This window comes from Virgibacillus aidingensis, assembly GCF_010994035.1.
Classification (GTDB): domain Bacteria; phylum Bacillota; class Bacilli; order Bacillales; family Amphibacillaceae; genus Virgibacillus_N.
Genome location: NZ_WIXN01000008.1, coordinates 38,156 through 56,752, shown reverse-complemented (window position 1 = coordinate 56,752; position 18,597 = coordinate 38,156). Strand labels below are relative to the sequence as shown.

Genomic DNA, 18,597 nt, shown 5'->3' with positions numbered 1-18,597 from the left:
ACTGTAAAAAATCAGCGGGTATATATCATTATATAAACGTCTAAAGGGAGGCGGTATATGATGTATGCTTTCACTTCTGATTTGAAAACATATAATATTGAAGCAGCAGATGGAGAAATGGGAAAGGTTAAGGATTTGTATTTTGATGACCATAAATGGGCCATACGTTATGCGATCGCAGACACGAGAAAATGGCTGCCGGGGAGAAAAGTATTATTATCACCGGAATCATTTAAAGAAATAGAGGATAAGAATAAAATATTGCATATAGGCTATGACAAGGAAACAGTTAGAAATAGTCCTTCTGTGCCTGAAAACAAAGCCTTTACGAGGGATACGGAAAATACGTTAATCGGCTATTACGGCTGGAGCAGATACTGGATAGGCAGTATGCTTTGGGGGCCGGGGGACCGTCCGCTGGCAACTTTCAATGTACAGCCGCAGCCAGGGCAGATTGATGAGAAAGACGTAACACCATATGAACAAAGGCAGTCAGAGCTGCGCAGCGAGAACGAATTAATTGGCTGCCGCGTTCATGCGGATGACGGCAAGCTCGGACAGATTAAAGATATCGTTTTTGATACAGCGTATTGGAAGTTAAGATATATTGTCATGCAAAATAGTGAAAACTTTACAGAAGAGGAATATATCCTGTGCCCCGCGGAGGATATCGAATCTGTTGATTGGAACGAAATGGATGTTTATGTAAAGGGTACTGTCATGGAACGAAAAGCGAGGTTTTTTTACAATCAGGATGAAATATTAAAAAGTATATAAACCATGGGTGAAGACTGTTCCAGTTCATATGGGACGGTCTTTTATTACGCTAAGAAACAGCCATGGCAGACAAGCGTATACTGCCGTTTATGATGAAACCAGCCAATTCCATTGGAAACAGTATCCTCTTCATTACGATGGTTACACTGATGAATTGTTCTGTCCCAATAACCGCTGTTTTTAAAAGTTTAAAATTTTTAGGCCAGTAGACTTTTCAGATCGGCCAATCGCTTCGAAATTCTGCACATTCCCTCGTATGTTTCAATTATTACTTATCAAGTAAATATATTTTAAAGAAATTGTTATCCAATTGTGATGGAAACAACAGTCATTCTGGGATAAGCTAAATCAAAGTATGACAAGCCTGTAAAAACTTTTCAGGTTTTATAAGCTTATCTGCATAAAATAGAAAAAATAGATGCAAAGATAGCCGGAGGTGAGTCTCTTGGAGATAAGCGAACCTTTAGGAGGTATATCATTAGAGGAAATGATTATCTCAGCACAGCAGGGTGATGGATCCATTCAGAATTTTTTATTGCGTTCCTATCAGCCGTTTATCGCCACTTGTGTCTCCGAAGTGTGCAAACGATTTATAGATCCAAAAAAAGATGATGAATTCAGTATCGGTTTATGGGCCTTTAATGAGGCAATATTATCTTATGCCCCGGAACGGGGATGCTCCTTTTTATCCTTTGCAAAACTTGTTGTTAAACGGAAGGTCATTGATTATATCCGTTACATAAAACGAAAACAGCCTTTTTTTTCATTGGATGAAACGTATGATGCAGAGCAAATGGAAAATCCGAGGGAAATTGCGGCAGTAAAGAAAAAATATGCCCAAGAGCAGGATTGGATACACCTGAAAGAGGAATTGTCCGATTATAAAGAATCACTTGGTAAGTATAAATTAACACTTGCTGAACTGACAAAAACCGCTCCAAAACACCGGGATGCCCGTGAATCTGCTGTTTATACCGCAAGAATTCTCTATAATGATCCAGCTTTACGTACATACGTTTACCGAAAGAAAAAGCTGCCGATCAAAGACTTGCTGAAGAAAGTGAATGTGAGCAAAAAAACATTGGAAAGAAACAGGAAATTTATCCTGGCTGTTTTTGTTGTTTTCGACGGTGATTATGAGTATATCCGTGAATATTTAAAGGGGGTTGGCGAGAGGTGAATCGATAATCCCGACAATCGGGAAAAGGCATCCTTACTGTTTTGGCAGACGGGAAAGTATAAAACTTTCCTGTCTGCATAAGTCCCAAAGCTTGGTAACAAGCCAAGTTTTATAAATGGAATGTCGGTGTTTTATACCTTCATCGCCATGCTTATTGATTCCTGTTTCATGGCGTGGTCTAAATAAAAAAGAAGGTTATCATGGGAATCAATGATCTTGCGCTGATCCAGTGAGTAATGATAAGCATTCAGGAAGTACTGTATTTTTTTTGAAAGCAAATCGTCATTCGTGCGCACCATCAAGACGAGTAAATCATCCCATTGGCCCCAAAGTGTGTAATACAGTGCCTTGTCGTAATCAGGTATATCCATATTTCCCCTCCTTAAAAATAAGGGTCATTACCTATTGTCTCCCTAACTTATATATATTGTCTGAAACAAATATGGTGTTATTACCATAAAAAGGTTGATCCTGCTGAGAATAATTTGAAATCACAGCTGCATACTAAAACCAAAATCGTAAGGAGGATAATATTATGAAATGGAAATTTTTTAGTGTGCTAACTGTGCTTATTATTGCGCTTGCAGGGTGCGGGACGGATAACAATAATAATGAAGATGGTGCAATGCAGGATAACAACAACGTAGAGCCAACCCGTTTTAACGATACTAATCGCGGAATGAATGACGACCGGGATTTTGGGATGATGAGAAATTCTGAACGTGAGCAGGAACGTGATGATAACGCCCGCGGCAACGATAATAACAATCGTTATGAGATTGCTGATGAAGCAGCAGACAAAATAACTGAGCAGGTGGATGAAATTGACCGGGCTTATGTGCTTACCACAGAAAATAATGCTTATGTTGCTGCCGGACTTGACACTGAGCGATCACAACGAAATGACCGCGGTGGACAGGGGAATACAGCTGACGGAAATGGCCAGGACAATGAAGTTGAAACAGAAAACCTGAGACGCAATACACCTGATGGAACAGATAATGACCGTTTTGACGATCAGTTATCTGATGATGTAAAGAATGAAATATCCGAAATTGTACAGTCTGTTGATAATGATATTGAAAATGTGTATGTTTCAACTAACCCTGACTTTTTTGATTTAACGAATAACTATGCAGATGATATGGATCGCGGAGAGCCGGTAGAAGGCTTCTTTGATCAAATAGGAAATGCTATTGAACGATTGTTCCCGCAAAATAGATAAAAACTAACAGCAGATAGTGAGTGCTTTCCATAAATGGAGAGCACTCTTTTTTTGGCTGGGAGAGAGTACAACATCGATGAGATGTGACCGCGGCAACCCCCAACAGAAGTTTGGACTTGTATGGTAGTAAAACGGATATGTTTCCGGAGCGGTTTTTTGGAGGTTCAGATTTCTTTTGCCGAGGCTTGTAGAAAAATGAGGATTCCAAAACTTACTTATATTCCCTATTTAAAATAGTTATGAAAATTGTATTCAGAATATTGCCATTTAATTATCTTTGTTGGTATACTGTGATTAGACTTTTATAAAATCTCGAAGGAAGTGGGACAATGGATGTCTTAATAAGTCCGTATCGCAGTGAAATCCTGGAAACCGTTTTAGAAAAGCTTTACTACTGCCTAGTTATTGTCGATGATCGGGGTCACGTAATCTATTTAAATGATCATTATTGCCGTTTTCTTGAAGTAGAACGAGAAAACGCGATTGGCAAACATGTGACAGATGTAATTGAAAATACGCGAATGCATATCGTATGTAAAACGGGGAAGGATGAAATTGCTGATCTTCAATACATTCGCGGCAATCATATGATCGCAAACCGGGTAGCAGTGAAAGCAAATGGAAAAGTAGTCGGAGCTGTTGGTATCGTGCTTTTCCGGGATACGAAAGAATGGATGAATCTGAACAGTCATATCAAAGAGTTATTATTACAACTTGATGATTACCGAAAAAAACTGGACGAGCGTTATGGTACGACATATTCACTTCATGATATTATTGGTAATTCCCCGCAGGTGATAGAACTTAGATCAAAAATAAAAAGAATTGCCTCCAGTGATGCCTCTGTATTAATTAGAGGGGAAAGCGGAACAGGGAAAGAACTTGTTGCCCATAGTATTCACCATTTAAGTGAACGCAGTGCCAAACCTTTTGTTTCCATTAATTGTGCATCAATTCCGGAGCACTTACTTGAATCTGAGTTATTTGGCTATAAAGAAGGAGCCTTTTCGGGTGCAAAAAAGGGAGGAAAACCAGGTAAATTTCAGCTCGCAGATGGCGGTACCCTTTTCCTGGATGAAATTGGTGATATGCCTTTAAGTGCTCAGGTGAAAATTCTTAGAGCATTGCAAGAAGGTGAAATCGAGGCAATTGGTGCAGTAAATCCACAGAAAGTGGATGTCAGGATTATTGCTGCGACGAATCAGCCATTAGAAAAGTTAATTGATGAGCAGCGCTTCAGAGAAGACCTATTTTATCGGATTAATGTTATACAGTTAAAAACTCCTTCCTTAAAAGAAATACCAGAAGATATCCGTCTATTGGCAAAGTATATACTGCAAAAGGTAACCAATCGCACCGGAAAACGTGTGCTTGATTTTGATAAGGAAGTATTGAATTATTTTATGTATTATCCATGGCCGGGTAATATTAGAGAACTGGAGAATGTTATTGAGTCGGCGGTCCATTTGACCAACTCGGAAATTATACAAATGGTGGACCTCCCGGATCATATACAACCGAATATATTAGTAGAAGAGCATAATGGGACGTTAAAGGAAATAATCGGGGAAACGGAAAAACTGGCCATTTTGCATGCTTTGAAAAAAGCGAATGGAGATAAACAGCTTGCAGCAAAAAAATTAGCAATCGGTAAATCCAATCTATATCAAAAAATAAAAAAGTATGGACTATAAATTCCAGATTTCCGGAATGTATTCCATGAATCCGGAAATTTACCAATCACCCCAAATTGAAAGGGGTTACAATTTGGGTGATTAAGTATTTAACCTGCTTTCCATAAAACTGGAAAGCAGGTTTTTTATTTTTCATAATGGGATTGCAGATTTGGGATTTGCCAATTTTGAATAGTTGGCATGTTTTTTGCTTGTATGTAGTTGGCAGAAGGGAGCCAGGTCGTCGAAGCTCATATTTACCTATTTCTTGATAGTTCTGCAGTTGAAGAGATGGTGGGTAAAAAATTTTAAATTGAAATCCATTGATGAAGGAGGACACAAAATTGGTAAAAGAAAAGGTCGTTTTTATTACAGGTGCAGCGGGTGGTATTGGGTATGAAATTGGATTTTCTTTTTTGGAAAACGGTGCAAAAGTTGCCTTTTCCGATGTAAATGAAGCAAAGGTAATTAAAGTGACAAAGAAGTTACAGGAAGAGGGCTATAGCTGCATTGGTCTTAAATGTGATGTGACAAACGAACAAGAATTGCAGCAGGCAATCGATGCTACAGTTGAGAAATACGGCAGGCTGGATGTTTTGGTTAATAATGCAGGTTTACAGCATGTCGATAATATTGAGGATTTTCCAACAGAGAAATTTGAATTTATTACAAAAGTAATGCTCGTCGCTCCCTTCATGGCAACAAAACATGCTTTTCCTATTATGAAAAAACAAGGGTTTGGCCGAATTTTAAATATGGCTTCCATCAATGGTTTAATCGGCTTTGCTGGTAAAGCAGCCTACAACAGTGCCAAGCATGGAGTCATTGGTTTAACAAAGGTAGCAGCTTTAGAAGGGGCAGATCATGGGATTACGGTTAATGCGATATGCCCGGGATATGTGGATACGCCACTTGTGCGTGGTCAATTTGCAGATTTGGCAAAAACGAGGAACGTTCCATTAGAATCGGTGCTTGATGAAGTGTTATATCCGCTAGTACCGCAAAAACGCTTATTGGATGTCCAGGAAATTGCGGATTATACATTATTTCTGGCAAGTAATAAGGCAAAAGGAATAACTGGTCAAGCTGTTGTAATTGATGGAGGTTATACGGCACAGTAAGGATTTGAATGGGAAGGAAGGTAAGGTAAGCAGCAGATTGAAAATTGGCGGTAAATCAGAATTTCTTCTTAGCTTAGGGGTGGAAGTTAACGGGTGAAGGTGGCAGTGGAGAAAGTTTGGCTCTTGATTTTATAAAGGAGGGGTTTTTATGTTTGGTATTATTCTTGGACTTATTGTTTTAATGGTTCTTGCCTATCTCGGCTGGTCAATTATTTGGGTTGCACCGATTGCTGCTGGAATCGTGGCTTTAACCGGTGGATTAGATTTACTTGAAGCATACACGGGGACCTATATGAGCGGGTTTGTCGGTTTTGCACAGCAATGGTTTCCTGTGTTTATGCTAAGTGCAATATTTGGAAAGTTAATGGATGATTCCGGAATGGCAAAATCCATTGCAATCTCACTCTCAAAATTAATGGGCAAAAAAAGGGCCATACTTGGTGTTTTGCTATCCTGTGCTGTGCTGACATATGGTGGAATTAGCCTGTTTGTCGTTGTCTTTGCTGTTTATCCGCTTGCCTTGTCCATGTTCCGTGAAGCGAATATAAGCAGAAAAATTATGCCGGCTACCGTTGCACTGGGGGCATTTACTTTTACGATGACAGCCATTCCCGGAACACCGCAAATTCAAAATTTGATACCGATGCCATATTTTGAAACCACCCCAACGGCAGCTCCAGTTATGGGGATCACAGCTGCTATCATTATGGGGGCAGGCGGTTATTTCTATTTACTCTGGAGGCAAAAGAAATTATCTGCAAGCGGGGAAGTATTTGAAGAACCAAAAGATAAGAAGACTATGGATGAAGGCGGGCAAATGCCGCATGTCATCCTTTCGCTGCTGCCCCTTATCACTGTTCTTGCTACATTAAATTTGCTTGGATGGGACATTGTTGTCGCATTAATTGCAGGCATCTTACTGATTATGGTGCTTAATTTGCATAAATTTAAAGGTTTTCCTAAATCACTTAATAGCGGTGCAGTCGGCTCTATAACAGCCATTATTAATACAAGTGCTGCAGTTGGTTTTGGAACCGTTGTAAGAGAAGTTCCAGGCTTTGCACAGCTTACTGATTTGCTGCTGGGAGTGAGAGGCAATCCTCTCATATCAGAAGCAGTAGCAGTTAATATTTTGGCTGGATCGACGGGGTCAGCTTCAGGCGGTATGGGGATTGCTTTAGAAGCTTTAGGGTCACAATATTATGAGCTTGCATTGGAAACAGGCATCAGCCCGGAAGCATTTCACAGAGTGGCATCCCTGGCTTCCGGGGGGCTGGATTCCCTTCCGCATAATGGAGCGGTTCTAACATTGCTCACAATCACAGGATTGTCACATAAAGAAAGTTATAAGGATATATTTGTTGTTTCAGTATTAATTCCGGTTGTTGCAGTAATTGCAGCTATTATTCTTGCTTCATTGGGAATTTATTAAAATATTATCATATTAACAGCCCCGAAAATTGGATTTGGAGCGTCTGATTTTCGGGATTTTTTATAGGTACACATTGCTAACACACATTGAAACCATATTCTTGAGAAACTTTATGACAAATGTTTTCAATCAAAAATGCTCCCTTTTAATAATCAGTAACATATGGTATCCTTATACATATAATTCATACTATCCATAGTAATTTACTATGTTTAAATAAACGAGCGGAGTTGAATGAAATGGGCAGGGAGTTTCTTCATATTTTTGATGGGTGGGCAGAAACATATGATGCCAGTGTTGGGGGCAAGGATGAGCAGTATGCAAAAGTATTTGAAAACTATGAAGGTATATTAAAAGCAGTGGCGGAACAGGTCAAACCGGGGATAATTCTCGAATTCGGGGTTGGCACTGGTAATTTAACGGAAAAATTGCTTAAAGCCGGCCATGAGGTAATCGGCATTGAACCTTCCGATGCGATGCGGAAGTTAGCAGGGGAGAAACTTCCTGGTTTGCCCCTGTACGAAGGGGATTTTATTGATTATCCAAAAGTAGAAAAGGTCGATAACATTGTAAGTACATTTGCATTTCATCACTTAACCAATTCTGAAAAGGAAATTGCCGTTATGCAGTTTGCTGAGCAGCTGACAGACAATGGAAAAATTGTTTTTGGAGATACGATGTTCACATCTGATCTCCACAAAATGGCGGTCATTAAAGAAGCGAAAGAAAAAGGCTATTTAGATTTGGCTGCAGATTTGGACAGGGAATACTACCCAAACATTGATCTGCTGCGTAATATTTTTACTTTGCATGGTTTTGATGTAACATTTAGGCAGATGAATGATTTTGCCTGGTTAATAGTGGCAGCGAAAAATAAGGAGAGGATATAAAATGGCTGAAAAAATGAACGTAGAAAGCTTTAATTTGGATCATACAAAAGTAAAAGCACCATACGTAAGACTTGTTGGTGTTACGGAGGGGACCGGCGGAGACAAAGTGTATAAATACGATCTTCGTTTTAAACAGCCAAATAAAGAGCATATGGAAATGGCTGGCTTACACTCCATCGAACACTTAATGGCGGAAAATATCCGGAATCATATGGACAATGTACTGGACATTGGCCCTATGGGCTGCCAAACAGGATTTTACCTGTCCATATTAAATAATGACAGTTATGAAGATGTAACTGAAGCGCTGGAAAAAACATTGAAAGATGTACTGGAGGCGGATGAAGTACCGGCATGCAATGAAGTACAATGCGGATGGGCTGCAAACCACAGCCTGGAGGGCGCAAAAAAGATCGCGCAGGATATGCTGGACAAAAAAGAAGGATGGCACGAGGTTTTTTGATTGCAGCATGAAACGGATTGAGGAGAAAATATGACATTATATCATTCAACCCATGAATTAATTGGAGATACCCCTTTACTGGAACTAACGAAATTTCCACTGCCCGAAGATGTGCGTCTGTTTGCGAAACTTGAATTTTTTAATCCGGGCGGAAGCGTGAAAGACAGGCTTGGTGCAGCATTAATTGAGGATGCTTTCGCAAGAGGCGTTTTAAAAGAAGGCGGAACGATTATTGAGCCAACCGCCGGAAATACGGGAATTGGATTGGCACTTGCTGCGCTTGATAAAAATCTTTCTGTTATTTTTTGTGTGCCTGAGCACTTCAGTCAGGAAAAACAATTAATTATGAAAGCGCTGGGCGCAAAAATTGTTCATACCCCTAAAAGTGAAGGAATGGTGGGAGCAATTGAAAAGACAAAAGAGCTTGTCAGCGAAATTCCTGGCAGCTATGCGCCGCAGCAATTCCATAATCATGCAAATCCAGATACTTACTATCGTACGCTTGCACCGGAGATCTGGAATGATTTGAATGGAAAGGTAGATATATTTGTTGCCGGAGCAGGTTCCGGCGGGACATTTACGGGAAGTGCGAAATATTTTAAAGAAAAAAACCCGAGTGTAAAAACGGTCATTGTTGAACCGGAGGGATCGATTATTGCCGGGGGCAAACCGGGGCCACACCGCACAGAAGGCATTGGCATGGAATTTTTGCCGGAATATATAGAACCGGATCATATGGATGAAATTTATACAGTCAGTGATGAGGATGCGTTCAGGCTTGTGGAAGAACTGGCAAAACAAGAAGGATTGTTGGTGGGAAGCTCTTCGGGGTCTGCCATGTTTGCGGCATTGGAAGAAGCAAAAACTGCCCGGCCGGGGACAAATATTGTTACAGTGTTTCCGGATGGCAGTGATCGTTATTTAAGCAAAAATATTTATACAGCGGAGTGAGGGGGAAGAACAAATGCGGGATAAAACAAAGATGATTCACGGCGGGATTACCGGTGATGACCGGACAGGAGCCGTTTCCGTTCCGATTTACCAAGTAAGTACGTATAAACAGGATGGGGTAGGCAATCTGAGAGATGGTTACGAGTATTCAAGAACAGGAAATCCAACCAGACATGCACTGGAAACGGTCATCCGGGATTTGGAAAATGGTGAGGCAGGCTTTGCCTTTGGTTCTGGTATGGCTGCGATAACTTCTGTAATGATGCTGTTTGAAACAGGCGATCATATTGTCATGACAGATGATGTATACGGCGGGAGCTATCGCTTGGTGGCGAATGTGCTGAACAGATTTAATTTGGGTCATACCTTTGCTGATACAAGTGATCCGGCAAAAGTGGAAGCAGCAATTCAGGATAACACGAAGGCTTTATTTATAGAAACACCGACAAACCCACTTTTAAAAATTACGGATCTGAAGAAAATGAAGGAAATTGCGGATAGACATGATTTGCTTCTTATCGTGGATAATACATTTGCCACACCGTACTGGCAAAAGCCGCTGGATTTTGGTGCCGATATCGTTTTGCATAGTGCCACAAAATATATTGGCGGACACAGTGATGTAGTATCCGGTTTAGTTGTGGTAAATACAGCAGAACTGGCAGAAAAGCTTCATTTTATCCAAAACTCGGCAGGAGCAGTACTCGGTCCACAGGATTCCTGGCTGTTAATGCGGGGAATTAAAACACTGGCATTAAGAATGGAAGCTATTGAAGAAAATGCAAAGAAGCTAGTACAGTTTTTGACAAAACATCCGCAGGTGTCTAAAGTCTATTATCCGGGCCTTGAAGATCACCCGGGTCACGAGACTGCCAAAAAGCAGGCAGGAGGATTCGGCGGAATGATTTCCTTTGATGTTGGCAGCGGGGAAATGGCTGATAAATTACTTGAGCGTGTAAACTATTTTATATTGGCTGAAAGTCTTGGTGCAGTGGAGAGTTTAATTTCCGTTCCGGCAAAAATGACCCATGCATCCATTCCTGCTGGCAGAAGGAATGAACTCGGGATTACCGACGGGCTTATCCGCATTTCTGCAGGAATTGAAGATGCGGAAGATTTAATTGATGATTTAAAACAGGCTCTGGAGTAATGCTGGACCGGGTCTGCCGAGAAAAACTGTATACAAATGAGTAAATAAATCTACAACGACTGGGCTGCCCGGTCGTTTTTAATTTTTAAATCTTTATCGAAACGCAGCAAAAATTAACGTGGTGGATACCAATCTAAAATCCCTAAATTGATTATCCATGTATGGCAATAATCATCACAATGATGAAACTTTGCTGTAATTCCTTCCGTACTAATTATTAAACACTTACAATCATAAAGCATTTTTAATTAACCGGAGGGATTACATGTCAGGGGATATAAATGTTAGGTTTGAACAAATAAAAGAAAGAATAAAAAAGAAAAGAAAGTGGGAAATGCAGCTTTCCGATTATAAAACGGAACTAAACGATGTGGAAAAAATGATTTACAGACTGGAAGACCAGCTGACAGATGAAAAAAAAGATGTACAAAAACTGGAGAGTGTGGGGTTTACTAACTTCTTTCAAACACTCCTTGGCGGGAAAGAAGACAGGCTGAATAAAGAAAAACAGGAGGTAGTAGCTGTTCAATTAAAACTGAAAGAAGCCAACAAAACCAAAAAGGAAATTGAACAGGCTATATTAGAGGTGAACAATAAGTTAAAAGATGTGGTAAATGTAGAAATAGAATATCACAGCATATTGTCTGAAAAAGAAAAAATAATTACCAGAAGCAATTCCATCTCCGCCCGCCAATTATTTGATGCAAGTGAAAAAATAGGAGATATCCAGGCATATATAAAAGAACTGGAGGAAGCAATTCATGCAGGTGAAGCTGCGGAAAAGGCGCTTGCAGATGCGGTGAAATCACTGGAAAGTGCAGAAGGGTGGGGAACTTTTGATTTGTTTGGCGGGGGAGCAATTACAGGTCTTATAAAACATAATCACATTGATCAAGCTACAGAACATATTCATGCGGCACAATCCAAAATGAGGAGTTTTCAAAAGGAATTGCTCGACCTTGATGAAAATGCTGATATACAGGTTGAAATTTCCGGTCTATTAAAATTTGCCGATTTTTTCCTTGATGGAATCATTGCAGATTGGCTGGTTCAAGGTAAAATTAGGGATTCATTGGAACAGGCCAAAGATCAGGAAAATAATGTAAAACGTATTGTAACGGGTTTAAAATTCCAAAAGGAACGAAAAGAAATAGCGCTGGATGAAATTAAAAAAGAAAGAGAAGCACTGATTGCAGGGTTTTAAAGTCAGGGACATCATATACTTTATCAGTTCATCAGAATGAATGAATATAAATTATGTTACCTTGAATTTTCGGCAGTTTAATTGACTGGCCAAATAACGCTGCACCCTGTGCATTATAAGGCCGCCTCTTAAAAAATTGTGGAGAATCCGGCATTTATAAACGGGGTTCACCGTTTCGCCCGGCTAACAATCAAACGGGTGAAAGAAACCTCCTATGATGGAAGGTTCACTTTAACAATAACCATGTTGTTCATAAGCTGTTCTTTTCAATCCGTTATGATAAAATGTATTATAAATATGTACGTTTTGGAGGATGAACAGATGAGCGAAAAAGTATTGGCTTACTTAAACGAGAACAGGGACAGGCTGCTGGGTAAATTGAATGAGTTTTTAGCGATACCAAGTGTAAGTACGGACAGTGAATTTAAAAAAGATGTGGATCAGGCAGCTGACTTTATTGTTACATATTTAAACGATATTGGATTTGAAAAAGTGGAGAAGCAGGAAACGGGCGGACACCCGCTTGTATATGCTGAATATAACGGGGCAGGTGCTGATGCGCCAACCGTTTTATTTTATGGTCATTATGATGTGCAGCCGGTGGATCCGCTTGAACTATGGGAAAGTGATCCATTTAAGCCCGAAGTAAGGGATGAAAGATTATATGCCAGAGGTGCCAGCGATGATAAAGGACAGGTATTTATGCACCTTGCTGTATTTGAAGCTTTTATGAATACGGAAAGCAGTCTGCCGCTGAATGTAAAAGTATGTATTGAAGGGGAAGAAGAAATCGGCAGCGAAAATTTATACGATATTTTACAAGGGAAAAAAGATCAATTTCAGGCTGATTTTGCCGTTATCTCCGATTCAGGTATGATTGCCAAAAACCAGCCTACCATTTTGTATGGTTTAAAAGGGTTTACGGGAATCGAAATTACAGTCAGCGGCCCGGACCATGATTTGCATTCAGGTATGTATGGGGGTGCGGTCAGAAACCCGATTATGGCACTGAACCATATTTTGGCCTCTATGAAAAATACGGATGAAGTAATCACGGTCGAAGGCTTTTATGATGGGGCAGAACCGCTGTCCGAGGAAGAACGGAAATTAATTGCCGAGGTTAAAGGAGAAGATTATAAGGAAGCAGCCGGTGTGAAAGAAACAGCCTCTGAAAAAGGCTATACAGCAAAAGAGCACACGATGGCAAGACCAACTTTTGAAATTAATGGAATATACGGCGGGTATCAGGGAGAGGGAACGAAAACAATCATTCCATCCTCTGCAACCGCAAAAATCACCTGCCGGCTCGTACCAGGTCAGGATCCGGGAAATATCCAGCAAAAGCTTGAGGAACATATTAAAAAAGTGACGCCTTCCGGTGTAACTGTAGAAGTTAAAAAAGAAAAACTATCGGCAAAAGCATACAAAGTGGAGCCAAACCATCCATTAATTGAAAAAGCAGCGAAAAGCTATACGAAGGCTTTCGGAAAAGAAACCGTGTATGTACGAATGGGAGGTTCCATCCCGGTGGTGGAATGGATCGATGATATTTATGGAATCCCGATTGTATTGCTTGGGTTCGGCACCCCGGATGATCGCCTCCATTCCCCGAATGAAAGCTTTCCTTTGGACAGTTTTGATAAAGGAATGGAGACGTTAGTGTATTACTGGAATGAGGTAAACAGTAAGTAAAAGTATTTTTGAAGCCAGGAGGTTATGTTATATGATATACGCGGTTGTTACAGGTATTTCCAAAGGGCTTGGAGAGGCTGCCGCAGTGAAGCTGATGGAAGCAGGTGTAAATGTAATTGGAATATCCAGGTCAGGCAATAATCAATTACCTGTGCTCGCCGAAAAAAATCGTGTTTCCTATACGGATTACCGATGTGATATTGGCGATCTGTCTGCCTTGGAAGAAACTTTTCAGCAAATAAGTGAAGTGATTTTTCAAGATAAAATTACGAAGCTGTACCTGGTCAATAACGCTGCAGTAATCGATCCTGTTGATCAGTCCATGAATATTAAAGCAGAAGATCTGGACTATCATATGAAAGTGAATGCAACGGCACCTATGGTATTCATGAACAAGTTTCTTTATAAAGCCAATCAGAAAAATATACCGTTTGTCGGTGTAACAGTTACTTCCGGAGCTGCTGAAAGGCCGATCTATGGCTGGAGTGCCTACTGCAGCACAAAAGCCAGCATCAATATGTATACGCAAACTGCTGCACTGGAACAGGATCAATTAAATACAAAAAATAAAGTCATTGCATTCAGCCCCGGAATCATGGATACACCAATGCAGGGCAGGATCAGGGAAAGTTCGGAATCAGAATTTGCCGATGTCAAGACGTTCAAAGGGTACAAAGAAAATAATCTGCTGAAAGATCCTTCCGTCGTCGGCAAGGTGCTCATTGACATACTGACAGACGACAACGTGAAGAATGGAAAAATATATTATGTGAACGAATATATATAATACTTTAAATTAAACCTGAAAAAACGAATCACATAACACTTTAATAGTGTTCTATGTGATTCGTTTTTACTGTCAAAGCTGTAAATTTGGTTTTTTACTCACACACCGCTTTGCCGGGTTAAATATCTGCCTGCTTTTCACATAATAATAAATAAAAGAGCAATAAAAAAGATGATTGCTGCACTTCCATTTATAAATTCTAAATTTCAATAGGCACCCGTTTTGTTAATAATCGGATAACCCAAATAATGAATAGAATTAAAATCAAAATACCTGCAGCGGCAATCCATGGTGAGAAAGGCTCTAATGCCGAAAAGCGGGCAGAAAAAGGTAAATCCATTGCAACTCTTAATAATGTATCTTTTACTATATTTATAGCGAATGCGAAGATAATAAATACTAAACCGATGATTATGCCGCCTCTGTAAAAACCCGCACTGATTAACCAACCAAGCAAATAAAACATAAAAATGTTTAAAGCAAATACAGCTATAGCCAATATCCAGTTGCCGGAAGGGTCAATGTTTGGGCTTAATATGACAGAAAGGATTAAATCTCCAATAATACTCCCAAGACCACTATCTGTATCTATTATCGCTTCATTGAAAATTTCATTCAAATTCTGCATTTTATAACTTATGTTCAGCAGGTTGGATAAAATAAACCGTTCCACGATAGCTATCAGCAATGTAATAATTGGTATCACAAAAGATACTGCAGCAGAGGCGAGCAGTGTACCTTTAAAATAGTCCTTTCGTGTAACCCCATTTTCTACGTAATAGGGGAGAAAGTAGATCGAAATAATTCCAATGATAATCATATAAATGTTGGAAGCAATCAGTAGTGAAACATAGAAGCCGCCGTCCACTTCTGCTCCCTGTATAACATTAATTCCCCGCTGGATAATGTTAATAACGATCATGACACCTATAAATCCAAATGTCCAGGACATCAGGACTAAAAACATATCTCTTGTTATCTTAGGATAGTTTTTCATCCGCATTTTCCTCCTCCGTTAAATGGATAAACAAATCGTGAAGAGAGACAGGTCCTACTTCCAAGCCTTTATCCAGTGCAGTTTTTCTTTCCGTGTCTGTCAGTTTGCCATAAATCATGACAGATTTTGTATTGCCCAGCTGTTCTTCATTAAGCTGCACCTTTGACTGCACAAATGCCTCGACTAATTGTTTCTCACCGGTAATCCTGGCTCCCTTTGAAGTAAGGGAATCATAATCCTCCTGAAGTAAAAATTCTCCATTCTTTAATATAATGACTTCATCAAATAAATAATCCATTTCCGAGACGAGGTGTGTAGATAAAATAATGATTCTCGGATAATTTTCCTGGTCATTCAATAACTCTTTATAAAATATATCTCTTGCAGGAGCATCCATGCCGAGGTACACTTCATCAAAAATAGTAATTGGTGTTCTGCTTGCCAAGCCGGTAATGACATTTGCTGCAGATTGCATTCCTTTGGAAAACTTTTTAATTGGTTTGTTTCTGTCGAGTTTAAATTTTTCTACCAGATATTCCGCATATTCCATATCAAAATACGGACGGTATGGCTGAATACCCTGCAGCAGTCCAATTATGTTATCTGACTCCTCCTGATAATCTTTATCATATAAAAATGCTACTTGCTGCATGATTTTAGGGTTTTCAAATGGCGTTTCTCCGTTGATGGTTACGGATCCTGCAGTTGGTTCACGGAATGATGCCAGAATCGAAAGAAGAGAAGTTTTCCCTGCACCGTTTCTCCCTAACAGTCCGTATATTTTCTTTTCGGTTAAATCAAATGTAACGTCTTGGAGTGCCCGCTGATTACCAAAATTCAAGCCTAAACGATTGGCCTTTATATTCATTCTGCTTCACGTCCTTTTACATTTTTAATGAATTGGATAATTTCATTTTCCGTAATCTCTAATTTATTCGCTTCATGCACTAATTTCATTACATAATCTTCAAGAAATGATTCCTTACGCTTTTGCACTAATTTTTCTCTGGCTCCGGCAGCTACAAACATGCCAATTCCCCGTTTCTTATATAGAATTCCTTCCTCCACTAACTGATTTACACCTTTAGAGACCGTTGCATGGTTTATTTTGTAGAAATTAACAAGCTGATTGGTGGAAGGTGCTTGCTCATTTTCTTTAAGCTGATGGTCAATAATTTGATCTTCAATTTTTTCACGAACTTGAATATAGATCGGTTTATCCTGCTCAAAAGATTTGCTCATGGTTATCTCCCACAATTCTAATTATTGTCATACAGTAATACGGTTATATACTCATGTGTATAACCATATCAGTATAAATGTATTTAGTCAATACTTTTAAGTAATATTATTATTTTAAATATGCTGGTCATAAGCCCAGTAATAATTTTGGTCCCGGTTTCCAAAGTATTAAATTTCAAATAAAAAATTTTATGTAAAAATATATGAGGATATTTTCTCCCAAAACTCCGCTTCTCTGCATAAGCTGAGAATGAGAATGCAGGAGGAGGGAAGCTGATGAGCAAAGGTGCAGTTGGATACGGCTCCGGCTTTGCGCTTATCGTCGTATTGTTTATTTTGTTAATTATAATTGGTACTGCCTATACAGGCGGCTATGGCGTTTATTAACAAGTACAATCATGCAGGGGCAGTGTGCCTCTGCGTTTGTTTTTGGTCAAATAATGGCTGAATAGCCCCAGGCTGGCTTGCTAATTTCTTTTTAGAATAAATGAAGATATGATACACTTTATGTTGTACGCAAACAGTATCTTATGATGGTAAATTTTTTTTCATATATAGAAGAATATAAAAGTGTGAATGAAAGGAAGAACTGAATGATCACAAGAAAGAGCAAACGGGAAATTGAGAAAATGAAGGAAGCGGGCGACATCCTTGTTAAATGCCATAAAGAAATCGCAAAAATGATTAAGCCGGGCATTACCACCATGGAAATTAATGCATTGGCAGAGAAAATTATGGAGGAGCATGGCGCTACACCTGAGCAGAAAGGGTATAATGGATATGAATATGCAACTTGTGCTTCCATAAATGATGAAATCTGCCACGGGTTTCCGCGAGATGAGAAATTAAAGGACGGGGATATTGTTACCGTTGATATGGTGGTAAATAAAGATGGAGGCCTTGCAGATTCTGCCTGGACATATGCTGTTGGAAATGTCGATGAAAAAGGGCACCGGTTAATGGAAGTAACCAAAACTGCATTATACAAAGGGATCGAACAGGCGCAGGCGGGGAACAGGATCGGGGATATCGGCCATGCCATTCAGACGTATGCTGAAGGAGAAGGTTTCTCAGTGGTACGGGACTTCACGGGACATGGGATCGGGCCAACACTTCATGAAGATCCGCATATTCCTCACTTCGGCCTGCCAAATAAAGGCTTACGATTAAAAGAGGGAATGGTCATTACGATTGAACCGATGATCAATGAAGGCAGCTGGCACAGTAAAATGGATGCCAACAATTGGACTGCCAGAACGACAGATAAGGGCCGCTCTGCCCAATACGAACATACAATTGTTATTACGAAGGAAGGACCGATGATATTAACTGATCAGGATAACTGAATTGAGGTAAATAAACTCAAAAAAATGCTGTCCGGGGAATTCCCGGACAGCATTTTTTATGCGTTTACGTATTACTTTTAAATGTTTTTCCGCCAAATAATATGGCAATCACAGGGCTCAGCAGACAAAAGAATGCAAAGGGCAGCTATGTCATTACCGGAACCCCGGGCACGTCGGCTATAATTACACCGCAAACACTTCAGGGAATAAACGGGTTAATAACAGTGCCGGCATTTGGAAAGTGCTTTTCTTGATCAATGAAATCTATTGTTTTATATGAATGAATTAATCTCGCAACGAAAAATTAGTATTGAACCCCTGGACAGAGGAGATTTTTTCTTCACACTTACGCTTTCACGAAGGCACAAGTGCAACATCCGGACTGCGCACGTTCCGATCTACCGAAAACATTTGCTCAAATACCTTTTCGCCAAGTTTACTTTTCCGGAGACTATGCCTCAGCCTCC

19 protein-coding genes and 1 pseudogene are annotated in these 18,597 nt (G+C 39.8%); 15 read left to right on the top strand and 5 right to left on the bottom strand.

The genetic code is table 11. The features are described 5' to 3' along the window. Positions 1–57: 57 nt before the first annotated feature. Positions 58–777, top strand: a complete 720-nt coding sequence (locus tag GHD25_RS08535) for a PRC-barrel domain-containing protein (protein WP_164215968.1) — start codon at positions 58–60, stop codon at positions 775–777. A gap of 445 nt (positions 778–1,222) precedes the next feature. Continuing rightward, entirely contained in the window at positions 1,223–1,957 is a 735-nt protein-coding gene (gene sigI / locus GHD25_RS08530) for an RNA polymerase sigma-I factor (protein ID WP_462943521.1), read from the top strand. Positions 1,958–2,088: 131 nt separating this feature from the next. Here sigI and GHD25_RS08525 read toward each other — a convergent pair whose 3' ends face one another. Beyond that, complete coding sequence (locus GHD25_RS08525) at positions 2,089–2,328, bottom strand: YhdB family protein (protein ID WP_164215967.1); 240 nt, start codon at positions 2,326–2,328, stop codon at positions 2,089–2,091. Positions 2,329–2,492: 164 nt separating this feature from the next. Here GHD25_RS08525 and GHD25_RS08520 point away from each other — a divergent pair, with 164 nt between their 5' ends. From GHD25_RS08520 to GHD25_RS08470, 11 genes are all read left to right on the top strand, one after another. Next, on the top strand, positions 2,493–3,182 hold the full coding sequence (locus GHD25_RS08520; protein ID WP_164215966.1) for a YhcN/YlaJ family sporulation lipoprotein: 690 nt from the start codon (positions 2,493–2,495) through the stop codon (positions 3,180–3,182). A gap of 329 nt (positions 3,183–3,511) precedes the next feature. Further along, a complete protein-coding gene (locus tag GHD25_RS08515; protein ID WP_164215965.1) occupies positions 3,512–4,876 on the top strand; it encodes a sigma-54 interaction domain-containing protein in 1,365 nt (454 codons plus the stop codon). A gap of 323 nt (positions 4,877–5,199) precedes the next feature. Continuing rightward, the gene (locus GHD25_RS08510) at positions 5,200–5,976 is read left to right on the top strand and encodes a 3-hydroxybutyrate dehydrogenase (RefSeq protein WP_164215964.1); all 777 of its coding nucleotides are present in this window, start codon (positions 5,200–5,202) and stop codon (positions 5,974–5,976) included. A 148-nt stretch (positions 5,977–6,124) separates the two neighbouring features. Continuing rightward, on the top strand, positions 6,125–7,408 hold the full coding sequence (locus GHD25_RS08505) for a GntP family permease (RefSeq protein WP_164215963.1): 1,284 nt from the start codon (positions 6,125–6,127) through the stop codon (positions 7,406–7,408). A gap of 239 nt (positions 7,409–7,647) precedes the next feature. Beyond that, on the top strand, positions 7,648–8,298 hold the full coding sequence (locus GHD25_RS08500) for a class I SAM-dependent methyltransferase (protein WP_164215962.1): 651 nt from the start codon (positions 7,648–7,650) through the stop codon (positions 8,296–8,298). A gap of 1 nt (position 8,299) precedes the next feature. Next, positions 8,300–8,761, top strand: coding sequence for an S-ribosylhomocysteine lyase (locus tag GHD25_RS08495; RefSeq protein ID WP_164215961.1), 462 nt, complete (start codon positions 8,300–8,302; stop codon positions 8,759–8,761). A gap of 30 nt (positions 8,762–8,791) precedes the next feature. Continuing rightward, complete coding sequence (locus tag GHD25_RS08490) at positions 8,792–9,712, top strand: PLP-dependent cysteine synthase family protein (protein WP_164215960.1); 921 nt, start codon at positions 8,792–8,794, stop codon at positions 9,710–9,712. Between the two features lie 13 nt (positions 9,713–9,725). Further along, a complete protein-coding gene (locus GHD25_RS08485; RefSeq protein WP_164215959.1) occupies positions 9,726–10,862 on the top strand; it encodes a bifunctional cystathionine gamma-lyase/homocysteine desulfhydrase in 1,137 nt (378 codons plus the stop codon). A 265-nt stretch (positions 10,863–11,127) separates the two neighbouring features. Further along, entirely contained in the window at positions 11,128–12,066 is a 939-nt protein-coding gene (locus GHD25_RS08480) for a hypothetical protein (protein ID WP_164215958.1), read from the top strand. A gap of 321 nt (positions 12,067–12,387) precedes the next feature. Continuing rightward, positions 12,388–13,758: a dipeptidase gene (locus GHD25_RS08475; RefSeq protein ID WP_164215957.1), complete on the top strand. Its 1,371-nt coding sequence runs from the start codon at positions 12,388–12,390 to the stop codon at positions 13,756–13,758. A 31-nt stretch (positions 13,759–13,789) separates the two neighbouring features. Next, complete coding sequence (locus GHD25_RS08470; RefSeq protein ID WP_164215956.1) at positions 13,790–14,545, top strand: (S)-benzoin forming benzil reductase; 756 nt, start codon at positions 13,790–13,792, stop codon at positions 14,543–14,545. 199 nt (positions 14,546–14,744) lie between these two features. Here the strand turns inward: GHD25_RS08470 and GHD25_RS08465 are convergent, their stop codons facing one another. Genes GHD25_RS08465 through GHD25_RS08455 form a run of 3 tightly spaced genes read right to left on the bottom strand, consistent with a single transcriptional unit; the run spans position 14,745 to position 16,784 of the window. Beyond that, complete coding sequence (locus GHD25_RS08465; protein WP_164215955.1) at positions 14,745–15,542, bottom strand: hypothetical protein; 798 nt, start codon at positions 15,540–15,542, stop codon at positions 14,745–14,747. Beyond that, positions 15,526–16,410 (bottom strand): ATP-binding cassette domain-containing protein, encoded by an 885-nt coding sequence (locus tag GHD25_RS08460; protein ID WP_164215954.1) that lies wholly within the window; start codon positions 16,408–16,410, stop codon positions 15,526–15,528. Before GHD25_RS08460 ends, GHD25_RS08465 begins: the two co-directional genes overlap by 17 nt. After that, the gene (locus tag GHD25_RS08455) at positions 16,407–16,784 is read right to left on the bottom strand and encodes a GntR family transcriptional regulator (RefSeq protein WP_164215953.1); all 378 of its coding nucleotides are present in this window, start codon (positions 16,782–16,784) and stop codon (positions 16,407–16,409) included. The genes GHD25_RS08460 and GHD25_RS08455 overlap by 4 nt, the downstream gene beginning before the upstream one ends. A 276-nt stretch (positions 16,785–17,060) precedes the next feature. On the opposite strand from GHD25_RS08455, the gene GHD25_RS08450 reads away from it, so the two are divergent. Together GHD25_RS08450 and map are read left to right on the top strand one after the other, a co-directional pair. Then, positions 17,061–17,171, top strand: coding sequence for a YjcZ family sporulation protein (locus tag GHD25_RS08450; RefSeq protein WP_164215952.1), 111 nt, complete (start codon positions 17,061–17,063; stop codon positions 17,169–17,171). A gap of 206 nt (positions 17,172–17,377) precedes the next feature. Continuing rightward, positions 17,378–18,130, top strand: coding sequence for a type I methionyl aminopeptidase (map, locus tag GHD25_RS08445; RefSeq protein ID WP_164215951.1), 753 nt, complete (start codon positions 17,378–17,380; stop codon positions 18,128–18,130). Between the two features lie 64 nt (positions 18,131–18,194). On the opposite strand, the pseudogene GHD25_RS19945 reads toward map, so the two are convergent. Beyond that, positions 18,195–18,365, bottom strand: a pseudogene (locus GHD25_RS19945) (Na+/H+ antiporter NhaC); the annotation flags it as partial. Positions 18,366–18,597: the final 232 nt, after the last annotated feature.